Origin of the sequence: Candidatus Chloroploca mongolica (genome assembly GCF_004762035.2) — a bacterium.
Lineage (GTDB): Bacteria > Chloroflexota > Chloroflexia > Chloroflexales > Chloroflexaceae > Chloroploca > Chloroploca mongolica.
This window is the reverse complement of record NZ_SIJK02000004.1, coordinates 69,633-84,790: the sequence shown is the minus strand read 5'-3', so window position 1 is coordinate 84,790 and position 15,158 is coordinate 69,633. Positions and strand designations below refer to the sequence as shown.

The window sequence follows — 15,158 nt, the reverse complement described above, 5'->3', positions numbered from 1 at the left end:
GGAGCATCGCTGTGGAAGTTGTCGGTACGCTCAAACCTGGACACACCAGGCGTTCAACAATTCTTACGATGGGCAAGTTTGACGGGTTGCATCTGGGCCACCAGCAACTGATCAAAACCACGGTCGAACGAGCTAGAACCCTCGATTTCTGTAGTGCCGTGTTGACCTGGGAACCTCATCCAAACACGGTGCTTCGCCCGGATCAACCGGTTCGTTTGCTTACCACCCTTGATGAAAAGATCGCACTGATTGAACAGTATGCGCCCGATCTGCTCATTATCGCCCCTTTTACTGAAGAGACCCGGCGTACCAGTGCCGAGATCTATATGGGAACCATTGCCGAAGCGGTGCAACTGCGTGAACTCTGGGTGGGCGAAGGTTTTGCCATGGGTCGCGGGCGCAGTGGTGACGTAGCCAGTCTGATGCAGATCGGGGCCAACCTGGGGTTTGCCGTGGGCACTGTTCGTCAACTTGTGATCGAAGGAACCCCGGTCAGTGCCTCACGCGTACGTGAACTGCTGGATCAGGGCGAGGTAGGCATAGCTGGGCAATTGCTAGGGCGGCCCTTTGCCCTCCAGGGTACCGTCATCAAGGGGGATCAACGTGGCCGCACCATCGGTTTTCCCACGGCCAACCTGCAGCTTGCCGAAGGTCGGTTGCTGCCTGCCGATGGGGTCTATGCCTGCCACGTCATCATTGAGCAGATGCGATGGCCGGCCGTAACCAATATCGGGCTGCGTCCAACCTTTGATGGTGTGCGACGCACCGTCGAGTCCCACCTGCTCGCCTGGAGTGGGGATCTCTATGGGCAAACGATACGCCTTGAATTTCTCCATTATCTGCGCGGCGAACAGAAGTTCAGTGGCATTGAGGCCCTGGTAAGCCAGATTGCCCAGGATGTAGCACGCACTCGCGCCCTCCTTGGGTAACCAGGGGGCCGCATGGCACACCGCAGATTACCAGATGGCGATCGCGCTATCTTTCTGAACTATGCTTTCACGACTCGCGTTTTTGTTCTGTGGGCTACTACTTCTGTTACCTGCCTGCAGCAGAGAGCCCACACCGGCCCCAACGATGCTGCCAGCGCCAACGGTGCCAGTCGTTGGTGAAATCCTGGCCGAGCCGCAACCAGGGGTGATCGAGACCATTGGCTTGCTTGTGCTGAGCGCTGAAGGGGCACTGCTCACCGACGGGCTGAGTGTCAGTGGGGCAATGCCGCAGCCAGTTGGCACCGCACTAATCTGGCTTGATCAGGTGCCCCCGCTGCCCCCCGAACCAGCGCCAGTCCGCCTGGGAGAACTCAGCTATCTTGTCGTTGAAGCTCGCGGCATCCTTGAAGGCCCGGGCACCTTCGGGCCTGCGGGGGCGTATGCGTACCGCCTGAACTCACCAACCCTAACCCCACGTTCATCACGTGATTTGACTATCGATCTGCTCTTGCGCAACAGTGCGCTCTATAGTGGGCAACCAGTACGCCTCAGTGGCGAACTGCTCGCCTCACCGCAAAGCGCCCTGCTGGTCGAGCGGCTCGGATCAGGCGGCGTTCCTGCCGACAATGCACGCCAGATCAAGCTCAGCGACCCCTTGCGCGACGAAGCCGTACGACAGCAACTCACCACCAGTAACGACGGACGCATCGTCTTTGGCCCAGTCGAAATCCTCGGCATCTGGCGCAACACAACCCTCTACCCGCTCATCATCGAAGTGCGGTAGCAGACCTCAATGCAGAATACGTGACAAAAAGAGTTGGGTGCGATCGTGTTGCGGCGTGCCAAAGATCTTGTCGGGCGGGCCCTGTTCCACAATCCGGCCCTGATCCATAAAAGCGACCCGGTGCGCCGCATTGCGCGCAAACCCCATCTCGTGCGAGACCACGACCATCGTCATCCCTTCGTGGGCGAGTGCGAGCATCACATCAAGCACCTCTTTGATCATCTCGGGATCAAGGGCCGACGTCGGCTCATCAAAGAGCATAATCTTGGGTTGCATCGCCAGCGCCCTGGCAATCGCTACCCGCTGCTGTTGACCACCCGAGAGTTGCTCGGGATACTTCTGCGCCTGTTCGGGAATGCCAACTTTCTCGAGCAAAGCACGCGCAATCGTTTGACTCTCGGCCCGCGAGCGACGGCGCACCTTCTGCTGAGCCAGACAAATATTGTCGATAACAGTCAGGTGGGGAAAGAGTTCGAAGCGCTGAAAAACCATGCCCACCTCGGCGCGCACCGCATTGATATGCTTCTCATCATTATCGACCAGAATGCCATCAACAACAATACGCCCGGCGTCGGGCACTTCAAGGTGATTGATACAGCGCAACAACGTTGATTTACCTGACCCCGACGGGCCAACAATCATCAACACCTCACCCGCCTGCACATCAAGACTGACCTGGTCAAGCGCCCGAAAATGACCATAAAACTTCGAGACGTTCTCGATCCTGATCATCGGGTCGACTGAAGTTGCTACCATCACACTACCTTTTGATTTTGGCGCGACGCTGGATCCATTGGAGCAGCAACGAGAGGATGAGCGTCATGCTCAGATAAAAGAGCGTCAGAATGAAATAGGTCTCTTCATAGCGAAACGACGTACTGACCGACAGCCGCGAGACCTGCGTAATTTCGCGTACACCAAGCACCGATACCAGTGATGTATCTTTGAGCAAGGCAATCAGATCATTGCCAAGTGCCGGCAGCATATTGCGGGTAGCCTGGGGCAAAATAACATAGAGCATCGTCTGCCAGCGCGACATCCCAAGCGAACGACCGGCCTCCATCTGCCCACGCCCAATCGCCTCGATCCCAGCCCGAAAGACCTCGGCAATATAGGCTCCATAGATCAAGACCAGCGCAATAATCGCCCGTGATGTCAACGAGATGGCATTATTGGGCAAACCAAAGGTACGTGCGAGGAGCGGCACAACCGCATACGAGATCGTAAAGATCAGCACGAGCATTGGCACGCCACGAATGAACTCAATATAGGTAATCGAGAGATTGCGCAGGATAACACTGTTCGAGACACGACCAAGCCCAAGGAACAGGCCGAAAATAAGCGCAAAGACAAACGAGATTGCCGTTACATAGAGGGTAGTAGAGAGGCCCTGGAGGATCGTATTGAAAATATTACGATAGATCGGATCAACAATAATCTGAACTACCATGTACCCAATGACCGACAGAATGATCAGCAGCCACCAGGGAAACTCATCCAAATGGGCACGAAGGTCACGCGGACGGGGCTGGATCTCGGGACGCTCGTGGTCAACCGTCATACAGCATTTCCTCTGGCTCAGAAGCATGTCTTGCCGGTAGATTCTACCGTCAGCGTCGGAGACCGTGCAGGTTTCCGACGCTGACTGACCATCTACCACATGCTGCGCGTCACCAAAAAGACCCTACTCGGGCAATTTGAAGTCATCGCTAAAGTAGCGCGCCGCCAACTCATCGAGTTTGCCACTGCTGCGCATCTCGGCGAGGGCCAAATTGACTGGCTCAACGAGATCGCTGCCCCTGGGGAAGATGAAACCGAGTTCATCACTCGAGATCGACGGGCCGATCAACTCGAGGCGGTCGGCATTCGTGCCAACATAGCCCTGCCCGGCGGTTTCATCCATAATAACGGCGGCGACATCGCCATTGAGCAGCGCGGCAACGGCAAAGGGGAACTGCTCAAAGGCCTGGATGCGGTTCTCGGGCAACAGGTTCCGCGCCGTCTCATAGTTGGTCGTACCAGTCTGCGTCCCAAGCAACAGACTCTCATTGGCAATGAAATCATCCATGCTCGCAAAGCGATCCTCGCCAACCAGGGCAAGCAAGCGCTGGCTGATCTGAATGTAGCCATCCGAGAAATCGACCTGCTGGGCACGCTCTTCGGTGATCGTAATGCCATCGGCAGCCGCATCAAACTGCCCGTTGCTGACCGCCTGGATCATCCCCTCCCATGAAGCCTCTTGATAGACTGGCGTGCAGTTCAAAAGGCGGCAAATCTCATTCCAGGCATCGTAATCCCACCCTTCACCCTGCCCCGTCTGGGGATTGATATAGTTGAAGGGAGGATACGCATTTTCGACTGCAATCGTCACACTGCGACCCCCGAGATCGGGCAAGCCACCTTCCGTCTGGGTAGAAGAATCTGTGCCTGGCACACTTGTCGGTGCCGGAGCAACGGCGGGTTGCCCCCCACACGCCGCAACCAGCACGAGCAACAGGCCCACAAGAGTCACCATCGCCAACCGTCGCATAGGTCATTCTCCTTACACTAAGCTGAAACGTACCAACGAACCCTGCCACGGGCTATGGTTCGCTGGCATGTGCATAGGATAACATATTTGATCTTGGTTGATGAGGAGATTTGTTGCGACCTTGCTGGGGCCTACGGCCCCAGCAAGGTCAATTGCAGGAAGTTGAGTACAGGTTTTAGAGGCGACCAACAACGTGGCCGATAGAGTACATTACGCTTCAAATGAACGCGAACGACCAACGTGAGCCATGAACTCGCCGCGAGTCTTGGAGTCATCGCGGAAGACGCCACGCATCGCCGAAGTGACCATGCTCGCGTTGGCCTTCTTGACACCACGCATCACCGAACACATATGCACCCCTTCGGCGACCACCGCGACACCCTGCGGCTCGAGGTGCTCGTTGATGAAGTCGGCGATCTGCACGGTCATACGCTCTTGCACCTGCAAGCGCCGGGCAAACATCTCGACAATGCGCGGAATTTTGCTCAGGCCAACCACTTTGCCATTGGGAATGTAGGCCACATGCACCTGACCCATAAACGGCAGCATGTGGTGCTCACACAGGCTGTAGAAATCAATATTCTTGACCACCACCATCTCATCATAGCCAACCGTAAAGATGGCGTCGTTGATCAACGCTGCGGGATCGATATGATAGCCAGCGGTCAACTCGGCATACATCTTGGCGACCCGCGAAGGCGTCTTGAGCAAACCCTCACGATCCGGCTGCTCACCGATCCCGTCGAGGATCTCGCGCACTGCCCCCTCGATCTGCGGGTCAGAGGTGTAGGTCACACCCTCAAGCTTGCCACGCCCCGGCACAATCAACAAATCGTAGTCGTGTCCATCAAGTTCATCGACACTTCGATGATGGTGCCCATTGCCATTGTGTCCGTTCCCGTTGTGTCCGTTCCCGTTATGCATACCCATTAGGTTTGTTTCCTCTTCAATCTTCTCGACGATATCCTGGCAACCATTGCCAGCAATTACTTCAGTCATTTACGCGACAGCGTACTCAAAGATATTCTTGCGCGTCTCCCACAGTTTCAGGTGGCGCAAACGGCCTTCGAAAGGGGGGCGAACTCCTCATGCCCATACGGACTCGTGGAAGCCCCAAAGACACACTGATTCTCTTCGGCACTCCCATCAGTATACCAGTACCGATGCGCGGCGGAAAACTCAAAACGACGCGTCGCCTGAACCATAGTCGCTTCTTTCTCTACAGGATCTTTGCGTCAGTCGGGGCGCTAAAATGCGCTGCCACAAATCATTCTTTATATCACAGCGCCGTTATTAACGATACCACTTGCACAGAATTTGTCAAGTACTTGCACAGGATTAAATAGGACGCTTGCATCTCTTTAGCGCAACGTGCGTCCTGCCAACCCTGCCCCCCAGAGATCATCGTCAGGCAGGTCGTCTTCATCCGGGTGATAGAGTTCACGCAGATCGCTGGCCCGGCGTAGTTGCCCAAAGGTGGTCGCAATAAAAACGACCCGCCGCAGGCGCGCCGATGGTATGGGCAAGGGCAGTTCGCGCAAAGGCCCCAGGGTGACGCGATAGTAGCGCTCGTTGGCCCGCGGATGATCCGGTTCGTCGGGCAATAATTCGCGCCGCGTCTGGATTGTGTAGCGCAAGACTTCGGCATACAAGCGAATTGACCAGCGCTCGTCGCCAAAGGCCGCCGTCTGATAAAAGGCCAGGTAGTCAGCGGCAAACTGCGCCGGTGTATGGGCCAGGGGCACGCGATACCAGCCATCGTCACGAGCAAGGGCCAGATCACGTGGCTGTGGCACAATGACAACAAGCACACGCGCCTGATCTTCAGGTTGGTCGTCAAGCATAACAAAATCCAGGTACAATGAATAGGTCGATACACCATATACCGCTAGAAGAGCGTGAAAGATATGCCCTATTGGCTCATTTTCATTGGTATCCTGTTGATCACAGGCTGCACCGCTCCGCCACCCTCAATTACGGCGCGCCTCGATGCGGTTGAGGCCATCAACCGTGGAAGTGACAGTGGGTTTGCCCGGGTGCTCGAACCACGTCCCTTTGTCTTCCCACAGGATCACGGCCCTCACCCTGAGTATGCGATTGAATGGTGGTACTATACAGGCAACCTTGACGCCGGTGAGCGCCGTTTCGGTTATCAGTTGACTTTTTTTCGTAGTGCGCTGACGCCTGAGCCGCCCGAACGGGCTTCGCCCTGGGGAACCAGTGCGATCTATATGGCTCATCTGGCGCTCAGTGATGTGGCGAATGGGCGCTTTTATGCCTTCGAACGCTTCAGCCGCGATGCAGTCGGCCTCGCCGGGGCGTCGGGTGAGCCGTTTCGGGTCTTCCTCGAAGATTGGTCAGCCGAGGGAAGTGGCCCCGAGGGGATGACAATGCGCCTCCGCGCCGCCGAAGCGGATGTTGCCCTCGATCTGACCCTCGTGAGCCGCAAAGCTCCGGCGCTTCAGGGCGACCAAGGCTTGAGCCAGAAGGGTTCGACCCTCGGCAATGCCTCGTTCTACTATTCGCTGACCCGGATGGCGACAAACGGCACCGTGCGCATCGGCGACGCACAGTATGCGGTTACCGGATTCAGTTGGATGGATCACGAATGGGGCACCAGTGCCCTTGAAGATGGGGCCGTCGGGTGGGACTGGTTCAGCATTCAGCTTGATGATGGACGCGAAATAATGTACGCACAGGTGCGAACCGCCGATGCAATTAGCTATCGCCTCGGCTCACTCGTCGAGGCGGACGGCACGATACGCATCCTGGATCAAGCTCCAGTGACCATCGACGTGCTCGACACCTGGCGTAGCCCGCGTAGCGGGGCTGTCTACCCATCGGGCTGGCGGATGACCATTCCCGAGCTTGCCCTCGAACTCACCATCCAACCCGTGTTGCGTGACCAGGAGTTACCCGTCACGCTTATCTACTGGGAAGGCGCGGTGGATGTCCGCGGTTCACAGGGCGGGCAACCCCTTAGTGGGCGCGGCTATGTCGAATTGACCGGCTATGCAGGCGACGATTGTCGTTCGGTTGATTGTCGCTGGTAGGTTGAACTATGCAAACACCGTTGACACTCGTGACAGGCTTTCTGGGCAGTGGCAAAACAACGCTCGTGCGCAGACTGGTGGCAGAGGGAAGCCCGCGTCGGCGGCTGGGCGTAATTGTCAACGAATTTGGGCAGATCGGCCTGGATGGCGCAACGCTCGCCCGCAGCGGTCACGCCCCGATCGTTGAACTCGCCGGAGGCTGCGTCTGTTGCGAAGCAGGCTCGGATTTCCTGCTGGCCGTCGAAGAATTGCTTGACTACCATCCCGAGCAAATCCTGGTCGAAACCAGTGGCCTCGCTGAGCCAGGGGGCCTGGTGCGCCGCATCCGAGCCGCCGAACTGCCCCTCGATGCCATTGTGACGGTGGTTGATGCCGCCAATCTCGCAGCAGCCCTCGCCGCCTCGCCAGTCACTGCCTGGCAACTGCGGGCAGCCGATCTGATTATTCTCAACAAAACTGATCTTATTTCTGCAAAAGAACGCGAACAGGTCAGCGAAGAGGTGCAACGCATCAATGCCCGTGCCGCGCTTGTCCCAACTGTCCAGGGCCACGTTCCTGCTGAGTTGCTCTTTAGCCTTCGGATGGAAGGGGAAGACCCGCCCGCGTACACCGGGCACCGCACGCAAGACGGGTTTACTTCGCTCACGTGGAGCAACGACACGCCCCTGATACGCAGTGCGTTTGAGCAAACCCTGGCGAGCCTGCCAGATCGGATCTACCGGGCCAAGGGCCTCGTTCACTGCACTGATGCCCCGTGGCCCAACGAAGTCCACCACGTCTTTGGACGGCACAGCCTCACCAGCATACGACCTCAACGGCACCAGCAACCGCTCAACCGACTCATCCTAATTGGGCCTGAACTCGAACCGCTGGCCGCGCAGATCTTTGCCAACCTGGACACCTGTGCCGACGCGACCGAGCGGGCTATTCATTGGCGCCAGCGGTACGACGAACTGCTAGATCAATAACGCAACATAGGCAATCGTCACAAAGAGAGCCCCACCCAGCACGCCGTACTCCAGCAACATCCGGCGCTGCAGGCGACCGGCAGCCTGATGTTGCAACAGACTGACCACCACATAAAAGAGCACCAGCAGCACTGTTCCGGCGATCAAAAAAGAGGTAGCCCAGTAATTCAGCGCCCACGTCGCCTCAGCAAGCACGAGACCAACAAGCAGCGCTAAGAGCACCGTGCTGGTACGCGGATGAAACGCCAGCAACGCATAGGCAAGCAGCGCACCAGTCAACCCAATCATCGAGGCTGAATAGAGCGTACGATAGCCCGTATAACTCACCGCACTAAAGATACCAAACGCCAGCAGATAGCCCACCGCTTGCAAGACCACCTGCGCAAGTTGACTGACCCTGGGCGTACGATCAAGCACATAATGCTGGGCAAGCAACACGATCAAAAGCGAACTGCCAGCAGCAACCAGGGCCAGCACAAAAGCCAGGCCCTCGAAGGCATTGCTAAAGAGGCGAAAGAACGCAAACGAGCCAACCACACTCAGCGAGGGCAACACCCAGAAGTTGGGCACTACCTCAAAACGCACAAAGCCAAGGTTGACCTCGGGCAACGTACGTGTCTGCAACTGTGGATGCGCCCGGGCCAACAGATCGGCAGCGGCACTCGTAATGACGGTCAGCAACGCAACCAGAAACCACGACAGGGTAATCGTTGGCAGATCGCCTCCCGGCACAATCCGCAGGGTGTCAGGATTCCCATCAATAAGAAAAATCACCCCCAGACCGATCAAGATCACAAAGATCAGCGAAACAATGCGATCAAAACGCGGCACTGGTGAACTCGCCGAGAGCATACACGTCCTCCTCACCCCAGAAAGGTTTCATGCTTGTCCAACATTCTGCACAGATTTACTGTGCAAAGCATGTATGACTTATTGACATTGTGCGGTAAAACATGTTATAGTTTGAACTATCAAAAGAGTGTTCCTCAAATTGTCTCATTCGAAACAGTATACGAAAGTCACGTTATGAGTCTGCCTTCTGAGCTACCCTCACCAGAACTGCTCACTCCTGAACTTGAGGCGTACACTCTGATCCGCCAGATTAGTTCGATGATGGAGACCTACAATCGGTACGATTTACGTAGCGAGGCGCTGACGGTACCTCAGTTTATGATTTTGACCTATGCCAACGCCCAGGGGGTTCCACTGAGCGAAATCAGCAGTCGCATGCTCTGTGACAACAGCAATTTGACCGGCATCGTCGACCGCCTGATCAGCAAAGGGTTTGTCGAACGTCGTCCCGACCCGCAGGATCGTCGGGTGAGCCTGATCTGTCTCACCGAAGCCGGGGCGGAAAAACTCCGCCAGATCCGACCACGCCATCATGCGGGTGTCCATCGCCGCATGCGAACCCTCTCGCAGCCGCAGGTTCATGAATTGCGTGATCTGTTGCAACAACTCTTCACCGGTCTCCAGGAAGTGCCTCCTGATACCGAGCAAAGATGTGATACTGTCTGACCTGCTGACCCGCCAAAACGCTGCTGGACGGAAATCCTCGCAGCGTTTTGACGGGTCAGTTATTCTCCTGGCGCTGCAACTGTTCGGCGCGCTGAAGTTGCACATAGAGTGGGGGCACAGCAAAAAGGGCACGCTCGAGGTCACTAATGTCAGGATCAACGACACCGAGTGACCAGCGTCCGTGCTGTTTAATAATTTGGGTACCAAAGCGTTGTGGTTTTCCTCCGGCTACCAGCCAGCGATCCCACGCCATCGCCCACAACGTCCAAGCCCGATCTTCACCAAGTTCAGCCGACCGGCGCGCAAAGAGTTGCGCCAGGCTAAAATGGCCCTGACTTTCACCACAAATCATCACCCATGCGGCATGAAAATTGTCACGCTCATTCTGAACCCAGCCACCAGCATAGAGATCAATGACACGCTGGCACCGTTGGCGGGTCGCAATAGGATCATTCGTCTCTGCTTGTGCCTCCAGTGCTTCACGAGCAAGCCGCTCTAATTCACCACTGGGATCTTCCTGCTGGGAATCCAGCGGATCAAGGAATTCATCCATCCTGGCCTCCCTTCTCCATTGCTTGATCTTCAGTGTACCACAGAACCCTTCCAGCGACGATCAAGGATCAAATGCAGGGTCACCCCCAGGGCCACCGGGCGCAAGGCAGGATACCGCCAGGCGAGACCCCAGCAGAGGGGCAGGCTCAAGAGGGGCCGATGCAACCACGAGCGCAAAAAACCATAACGCGGGCGATGATCACCTGGCTGCAACGGCAGGTGACGATAGCGATCATACCGCAGCGCCCCAACGATGCTCCAGTCACCAGTACGCATCGCATAGATCACCAGATGATCAAGATCAATCAACGTACCACCGACCACGACAGACGCAAACTGGACAGGCTGCCGGGGATAGCAGACCGCGCCGAGAAGCAACGAGGTGATCAGGTGGGTACGAAACCGCATGTCAGGCTCCCTCGGCGTGCAGGGCAAGCAACGGGGCAAAGGTACGCCGATGCAACCCACATGCGCCGTGTTGATCCAGCATGCGTTGATGGCGAGCCGTGCCATAGCCTTTGTGCGCGGCAAAACCGTACACCGGAAAGGCCCGATCCGCAGTCTGCATCAGGCGATCGCGGGTCACTTTGGCGACCAGCGAGGCAGCAGCAATCGAGAGTGAGCGGGCGTCACCTTTGATCAACGGCTGCTGTGGCAAGCGGAGCGTTGGCAAGACCAGGGCATCAAGCAAGAGTGCGTGAGGTTGACAGGGCAACTGCAACAGCGCAACCGTCATTGCCAGCCTCGTCGCAGCAATGATGCCATAGGCATCAATCAGGTAGGCCGGGACAATACCGACACCAACACCTGTTGCCCATCGCCTCACCTGAGCATAGCCCTGCTCACGCGCAAGCGAAGAGAGTCGCTTGGAGTCGTCAATGCCGTGCAGAGTCTCCGAGGCCATCAACAGATCACGCGGAAAGACGACCGCAGCCGCCACGACCGGCCCGGCCCAGCACCCACGACCGGCCTCGTCAAGACCAGCAATCACCTGATAGCCCTGCGCCACAAGCTCACGTTCGTATTCACAGGTCGGTGCCATATGCCTCCTGACCGTGAGTACCAACCATCACCATCACCCGACTCGCCCCGACCCTCACCCAGCGTCCGTAGAGCACCATCCCGGCCAGTTCGAGGCGCTCGGGCGTCCCAGCGGGCGATCCGGTCAAGGAGACACCCTGGTCAGATGGGTGATCGGCACGTGGGCGGAACTGAAGCGTCAGGCGATACGCCAGCGCCATCAACCGCTGATACCAACCGGCATCGAGTTCGGCAAACGGCACCAGCACCAACCGGCCGCCGGGCATCAACACGCGGCGAATTTCAGCCTGCGTTGCGGGATCAACGATATATTCCGAGGGAAAGGTAGCAAAAACCGTCGCACAAGCCGCCGAGCAGACAGGCAGCGCGGCGGCATCAGCACGCATCAAACGGGGAGTTGCCCCTGCCCGGCGCACACGTCGGGCAGCAAGGGCAAGCATCGTGGGCGAGCGATCCAACCCAAACGTTGCGGCACGGTTCGCAAGGGCCAGTTGCATGTGGCCTGGCCCCGCGCCAAGCTCAAGGGTCACACCCTGCAACTCAGGCAGCGCTGCTGCTGTCCAGCGCTGCCAATACCCACGTGACACCAGCGCCGCTACAAAATCATAACTCCACGCAAACTCGTGGTAGAGCACGTGAAAAGCCCACCGCACCACCTGGCGATAGAGCAACACCAGATTAGCGACGCACCGTATCGCGACGCTCTTTGATCCGAGCCGCTTTGCCCGAACGCCCACGCAGATAGTAGAGCTTGGCCCGACGCACCTTACCGCGCCGAATCACCTTGATCGAATCAACGCGAGGAGCATGCACCAAAAAGGTACGCTCAACACCGATCCCGTGGGAAGCAATGCGGCGCACCGTAAAATTCTCATTCAAGCCACCACTGCGGCGGCGAATCACCACACCCTCAAAATCCTGCACACGCTCACGAGTTCCTTCAACCACCTTCACCCCAACGCGAACCGTATCACCAACCTGAAACTCAGGAAGAGCAGGCTTGAGATAGCGTTGTGCCAAATCGTCCATGGTTTGCTGCGACATGACGATGTCGTTCCTTTCAGCATCAACCTCCACCAGGCGCCCGCACCAACGCGGGACTGATGAGGCCACAGAATAAGCAAGCAGAGCAGCATAAAGCGCTGCCAGTGCAGTTCACAAGCATTCAGTATACCATAGGGTTTCATCCAAGACAACTTTTTAGCCCTAGGGCTGTCGCCCTAAAAACCCGTGCTTGTGCTGGGGCAAACGGCCAGCTTCGCTGGCCGTTTGCCCCAGCACAAGCACGGGTTGCATTCTGGTACACCCCTGGTTCTTCCAGGTACGTATAATAGAACAAGGCAAAGAGAGAAAAGACCTGGAAGGAAATGGGATATGGCGAACAAAACCGCAACGGTCAATGAGACTGTCACGAGGAGACCAACATCACCAGGCCCTGAAGTCCCGCTCGCCTTTGCACCTATTCCGACTGATGATCCCGAAGCGGCCCTCCACTTTTGCCGCACCCTGGCGGCTTTGACAGGGGCCAACAACTCGAGCATAGGGCTGGCGCAAACGAGTATTCTTGCCCCACAATTGCCCCCGCGACGACCGCCAACCGTTGAACTCTCGCTGGTGATCCCGGCCTTCAACGAAGCACAGAATCTGCCAACGCTCTATCAACGGATCATCGCAGCCCTTGACCCACTGGGCCTGAGCTACGAAATCATCTTTGTCAACGATGGCAGCCGCGACCAGACGCTCGCACTGTTGCAAGAAATGGCCCGCCAAGATGAGCGTGTATTAGTCGTTGATCTGGCGCGTAACTTTGGGCATCAGGTCGCCATCAGTGCCGGGATGGACTATAGTCATGGGCAGGCGGTCGCCATTATGGACGCTGATCTGCAAGATCCACCCGAGATATTGCCTGCTTTTATCGCCAAATGGCGTGAAGGCTACGAGGTGGTCTATGCCATCCGCGAACAACGCAAAGAATGCATGCTCAAGCAACTCGCCTACCTGAGTTTTTACCGCATCCTGAAGCGCATCGCCCAAATTGACATCCCCCTTGATGCGGGCGACTTCTGCGTGATGGATCGCCGGGTCGTTGACATCCTCAACGGGATGCCCGAACGCAACCGGTTTGTTCGCGGCATCCGGAGCTGGGTTGGCTTTCGGCAAACCGGACTCGCCTATGAACGGCACGCTCGTTATGCTGGCAAGCCCAAATATACGATCAGCAAACTGATCTACCTCGCCCTCGATGGCCTCGTCTCATTCAGCTACATTCCGTTGCGCATGATCTCAATCGCCGGCCTCATCGTCTCGCTGCTCTCGATCCTCATCGCCATTGGCTACGCCATCCAGCGTCTCACCATCGGCCTCTCGCCGCCCGGCTTTGCCACGCTCGTCGTCGCCGTCTTCTTCTTTGCCGGCATCCAACTCATCACCATCGGCGTCATTGGCGAATACGTCGGACGTATCTTTGAAGAGGTCAAGCACCGGCCACTCTACGTTGTCAGACAGATTTATCGAAACTATGCATATTCTCATGCTCAATAACGAGTTCCCTCCGTTGGGTGGGGGGACGGGGACGGTGAACCGAGCGATTCTGGCGCGCCTGGCGGATGTGCCAGGGTTGCAGATTGACTTGGTGACGTCGGCGCTCGGGCGAGCGGTTGAGCATGAGCAGTTTGCCGAACGCGTGCGGATCTATAAGGTGCCAGTGAGAAACCGGAATTTGCACCATTCCAGTAACCGCGAGTTGCTGACGTATGCGGCACGTGCGCTGCCCCTGGCGTTGCGTTTGCAGCGCAGGCATCCCTACGATGCCGTTTTTGCGTGGAGTGCCGTGCCTGCCGGGGGGGTCGCGCTGGCCCTGCGTAAACTTACGGGTTTACCGTACCTGGTGCGGGTCTGTGGCCCCGATATTCCTGGTTTCGAACGACGGTATGGGGCGCTCTATCCGGTGCTGACGCCGGTGATCAAGGCGATCTGGCATGGGGCGTCGCATCTGGTGGCTAAATGTCAGGGTGAGGCTGAAATGATGCTGGCGGTTGCGCCTGGGCTGACGATTGATCTGATTCCCAATGGGGTTGATCTGGCCCAGTTCCCCCAGGCACCTATCCGTGATGATGGCCCAATGCGCCTGCTAAGCGTGGCGCGTCTCATTGAGCGCAAAGGCCAGCACCATCTCATTGAAGCCATGCGCCGCCTGGTCGCCGAAGGGTACGATGTTGTCCTGGAACTCGTTGGTACCGGCGATGCCGAGCCAGCGCTACGCGAGCAGGCACAGCAAGCCGGGGTGAGTCAGCGCGTTCAATTTGCTGGTTATGTGCCGCGTGAAGCGATTCCTGGGCGCTATGCTGCTGCGCATGTCTTTGTGCTTGCGTCGTTCAACGAGGGAATGAGCGTTGCGACGCTTGAGTCGATGGCAGCTGGATTGCCCGCCGTGGTGACAAAGACGAGTGGGACTGACGAATTGATTGCCGACGGCGTTTCGGGTTTCCGGTTCGCCTGGGCGGATCTTGAAGCCCTGACCGAGTACCTGCGCCGTTTTGCGAAGGACCGCACCCTGGCGCGCCAGATGGGAGACGCTGCCCGTACACGTGCGCGCGCTTTTACCTGGGAACATGCCGCAGCACGCTATCTGGCGATCTTTGAGCGAGGACTGTCACGCTAAGCCAAGGTTGCAGAAAGAGCCTTTGAGCGTGACCTTTGTAGTGCCGACTTCAGTCGGCTGAGGCCGACTAAAGTCGGCACTACGTAGGGCAGCAAAATGTCAAGTGCCTACGAAGCTTATCT

Annotated in this window: 19 protein-coding genes; 7 read left to right on the top strand and 12 right to left on the bottom strand. The window is 57.3% G+C overall.

The window, feature by feature from the left end; translation table 11 throughout:
* Nucleotides 1–11 precede the first annotated feature (11 nt).
* On the top strand, nt 12–929 hold the full coding sequence (locus EYB53_RS03520; protein WP_371879060.1) for a bifunctional riboflavin kinase/FAD synthetase: 918 nt from the start codon (nt 12–14) through the stop codon (nt 927–929).
* 145 nt (nt 930–1,074) lie between these two features.
* Entirely contained in the window at nt 1,075–1,713 is a 639-nt protein-coding gene (locus tag EYB53_RS03515; protein ID WP_135476800.1) for a hypothetical protein, read from the top strand.
* A gap of 6 nt (nt 1,714–1,719) precedes the next feature.
* Here EYB53_RS03515 and EYB53_RS03510 read toward each other — a convergent pair whose 3' ends face one another.
* The 6 genes from EYB53_RS03510 to EYB53_RS03485 all read right to left on the bottom strand — a co-directional run bounded on the left by EYB53_RS03510 (nt 1,720) and on the right by EYB53_RS03485 (nt 6,087).
* Entirely contained in the window at nt 1,720–2,469 is a 750-nt protein-coding gene (locus EYB53_RS03510) for an amino acid ABC transporter ATP-binding protein (protein ID WP_303646657.1), read from the bottom strand.
* Nucleotides 2,470–2,473: 4 nt separating this feature from the next.
* A complete protein-coding gene (locus tag EYB53_RS03505) occupies nt 2,474–3,274 on the bottom strand; it encodes an amino acid ABC transporter permease (protein ID WP_135476798.1) in 801 nt (266 codons plus the stop codon).
* A gap of 123 nt (nt 3,275–3,397) precedes the next feature.
* Entirely contained in the window at nt 3,398–4,243 is an 846-nt protein-coding gene (locus EYB53_RS03500) for a substrate-binding periplasmic protein (protein ID WP_167857238.1), read from the bottom strand.
* Nucleotides 4,244–4,453: 210 nt separating this feature from the next.
* Nucleotides 4,454–5,242 (bottom strand): GTP cyclohydrolase I FolE, encoded by a 789-nt coding sequence (gene folE, locus EYB53_RS03495; RefSeq protein WP_503827054.1) that lies wholly within the window; start codon nt 5,240–5,242, stop codon nt 4,454–4,456.
* A 47-nt stretch (nt 5,243–5,289) separates the two neighbouring features.
* Nucleotides 5,290–5,448 carry a tunnelling fold family protein gene (locus tag EYB53_RS03490; RefSeq protein WP_254150861.1) on the bottom strand — a complete coding sequence of 53 codons (159 nt, stop codon included), beginning with the start codon at nt 5,446–5,448 and terminating at the stop codon, nt 5,290–5,292.
* 156 nt (nt 5,449–5,604) lie between these two features.
* The gene (locus EYB53_RS03485; protein WP_135476796.1) at nt 5,605–6,087 is read right to left on the bottom strand and encodes a DUF8743 domain-containing protein; all 483 of its coding nucleotides are present in this window, start codon (nt 6,085–6,087) and stop codon (nt 5,605–5,607) included.
* A gap of 63 nt (nt 6,088–6,150) precedes the next feature.
* Here EYB53_RS03485 and EYB53_RS03480 point away from each other — a divergent pair, with 63 nt between their 5' ends.
* Both EYB53_RS03480 and EYB53_RS03475 read left to right on the top strand, forming a co-directional pair.
* A complete protein-coding gene (locus EYB53_RS03480; protein ID WP_135476794.1) occupies nt 6,151–7,296 on the top strand; it encodes a lipocalin-like domain-containing protein in 1,146 nt (381 codons plus the stop codon).
* A gap of 8 nt (nt 7,297–7,304) precedes the next feature.
* Entirely contained in the window at nt 7,305–8,264 is a 960-nt protein-coding gene (locus EYB53_RS03475; protein ID WP_135476792.1) for a CobW family GTP-binding protein, read from the top strand.
* On the opposite strand, the gene EYB53_RS03470 is transcribed toward EYB53_RS03475, so the two are convergent.
* The gene (locus tag EYB53_RS03470) at nt 8,253–9,116 is read right to left on the bottom strand and encodes a DUF5656 family protein (RefSeq protein ID WP_135476790.1); all 864 of its coding nucleotides are present in this window, start codon (nt 9,114–9,116) and stop codon (nt 8,253–8,255) included. The two genes, EYB53_RS03475 and EYB53_RS03470, sit on opposite strands and share 12 nt — an antisense overlap.
* 174 nt (nt 9,117–9,290) lie before the next feature.
* On the opposite strand from EYB53_RS03470, the gene EYB53_RS03465 reads away from it, so the two are divergent.
* Complete coding sequence (locus EYB53_RS03465; RefSeq protein WP_135476788.1) at nt 9,291–9,782, top strand: MarR family winged helix-turn-helix transcriptional regulator; 492 nt, start codon at nt 9,291–9,293, stop codon at nt 9,780–9,782.
* A 55-nt stretch (nt 9,783–9,837) separates the two neighbouring features.
* Here the strand turns inward: EYB53_RS03465 and EYB53_RS03460 are convergent, their stop codons facing one another.
* Genes EYB53_RS03460 through rplS form a run of 5 tightly spaced genes read right to left on the bottom strand, consistent with a single transcriptional unit; the run spans nt 9,838 to nt 12,419 of the window.
* The gene (locus EYB53_RS03460; protein ID WP_135476786.1) at nt 9,838–10,335 is read right to left on the bottom strand and encodes a hypothetical protein; all 498 of its coding nucleotides are present in this window, start codon (nt 10,333–10,335) and stop codon (nt 9,838–9,840) included.
* A 29-nt stretch (nt 10,336–10,364) separates the two neighbouring features.
* Nucleotides 10,365–10,742, bottom strand: a complete 378-nt coding sequence (locus EYB53_RS03455) for a hypothetical protein (protein WP_135476784.1) — start codon at nt 10,740–10,742, stop codon at nt 10,365–10,367.
* Nucleotide 10,743: 1 nt separating this feature from the next.
* The gene (gene rnhB / locus EYB53_RS03450) at nt 10,744–11,376 is read right to left on the bottom strand and encodes a ribonuclease HII (protein WP_135476782.1); all 633 of its coding nucleotides are present in this window, start codon (nt 11,374–11,376) and stop codon (nt 10,744–10,746) included.
* Entirely contained in the window at nt 11,360–12,049 is a 690-nt protein-coding gene (locus EYB53_RS03445) for a class I SAM-dependent methyltransferase (RefSeq protein WP_371879059.1), read from the bottom strand. Before EYB53_RS03445 ends, rnhB begins: the two co-directional genes overlap by 17 nt.
* 4 nt (nt 12,050–12,053) lie before the next feature.
* Nucleotides 12,054–12,419: a 50S ribosomal protein L19 gene (gene rplS / locus EYB53_RS03440; protein WP_135476780.1), complete on the bottom strand. Its 366-nt coding sequence runs from the start codon at nt 12,417–12,419 to the stop codon at nt 12,054–12,056.
* 330 nt (nt 12,420–12,749) lie between these two features.
* Between rplS and EYB53_RS03435 the strand changes: the two genes are divergently transcribed.
* The gene (locus tag EYB53_RS03435; protein WP_135476778.1) at nt 12,750–13,916 is read left to right on the top strand and encodes a glycosyltransferase family 2 protein; all 1,167 of its coding nucleotides are present in this window, start codon (nt 12,750–12,752) and stop codon (nt 13,914–13,916) included.
* The gene (locus tag EYB53_RS03430) at nt 13,894–15,036 is read left to right on the top strand and encodes a glycosyltransferase family 4 protein (RefSeq protein WP_135476776.1); all 1,143 of its coding nucleotides are present in this window, start codon (nt 13,894–13,896) and stop codon (nt 15,034–15,036) included. Before EYB53_RS03435 ends, EYB53_RS03430 begins: the two co-directional genes overlap by 23 nt.
* Nucleotides 15,037–15,158 lie beyond the last annotated feature (122 nt).

Bases quoted from the DNA above. Each gene is read 5' to 3' on its own strand.
- EYB53_RS03515 (WP_135476800.1), top strand. From the start codon at position 1,075: ATGCTGCCAGCGCCAACGGTGCCAGTCGTTGGTGAAATCCTGGCCGAG.
- EYB53_RS03510 (WP_303646657.1), bottom strand. From the start codon at position 2,469: ATGGTAGCAACTTCAGTCGACCCGATGATCAGGATCGAGAACGTCTCG.
- EYB53_RS03505 (WP_135476798.1), bottom strand. From the start codon at position 3,274: ATGACGGTTGACCACGAGCGTCCCGAGATCCAGCCCCGTCCGCGTGAC.
- EYB53_RS03500 (WP_167857238.1), bottom strand. From the start codon at position 4,243: ATGCGACGGTTGGCGATGGTGACTCTTGTGGGCCTGTTGCTCGTGCTG.
- folE (WP_503827054.1), bottom strand. From the start codon at position 5,242: ATGACTGAAGTAATTGCTGGCAATGGTTGCCAGGATATCGTCGAGAAG.
- EYB53_RS03490 (WP_254150861.1), bottom strand. From the start codon at position 5,448: ATGGTTCAGGCGACGCGTCGTTTTGAGTTTTCCGCCGCGCATCGGTAC.
- EYB53_RS03485 (WP_135476796.1), bottom strand. From the start codon at position 6,087: ATGCTTGACGACCAACCTGAAGATCAGGCGCGTGTGCTTGTTGTCATT.
- EYB53_RS03480 (WP_135476794.1), top strand. From the start codon at position 6,151: ATGCCCTATTGGCTCATTTTCATTGGTATCCTGTTGATCACAGGCTGC.
- EYB53_RS03475 (WP_135476792.1), top strand. From the start codon at position 7,305: ATGCAAACACCGTTGACACTCGTGACAGGCTTTCTGGGCAGTGGCAAA.
- EYB53_RS03470 (WP_135476790.1), bottom strand. From the start codon at position 9,116: ATGCTCTCGGCGAGTTCACCAGTGCCGCGTTTTGATCGCATTGTTTCG.
- EYB53_RS03465 (WP_135476788.1), top strand. From the start codon at position 9,291: ATGAGTCTGCCTTCTGAGCTACCCTCACCAGAACTGCTCACTCCTGAA.
- EYB53_RS03460 (WP_135476786.1), bottom strand. From the start codon at position 10,335: ATGGATGAATTCCTTGATCCGCTGGATTCCCAGCAGGAAGATCCCAGT.
- EYB53_RS03455 (WP_135476784.1), bottom strand. From the start codon at position 10,742: ATGCGGTTTCGTACCCACCTGATCACCTCGTTGCTTCTCGGCGCGGTC.
- rnhB (WP_135476782.1), bottom strand. From the start codon at position 11,376: ATGGCACCGACCTGTGAATACGAACGTGAGCTTGTGGCGCAGGGCTAT.
- rplS (WP_135476780.1), bottom strand. From the start codon at position 12,419: ATGTCGCAGCAAACCATGGACGATTTGGCACAACGCTATCTCAAGCCT.
- EYB53_RS03435 (WP_135476778.1), top strand. From the start codon at position 12,750: ATGGCGAACAAAACCGCAACGGTCAATGAGACTGTCACGAGGAGACCA.
- EYB53_RS03430 (WP_135476776.1), top strand. From the start codon at position 13,894: ATGCATATTCTCATGCTCAATAACGAGTTCCCTCCGTTGGGTGGGGGG.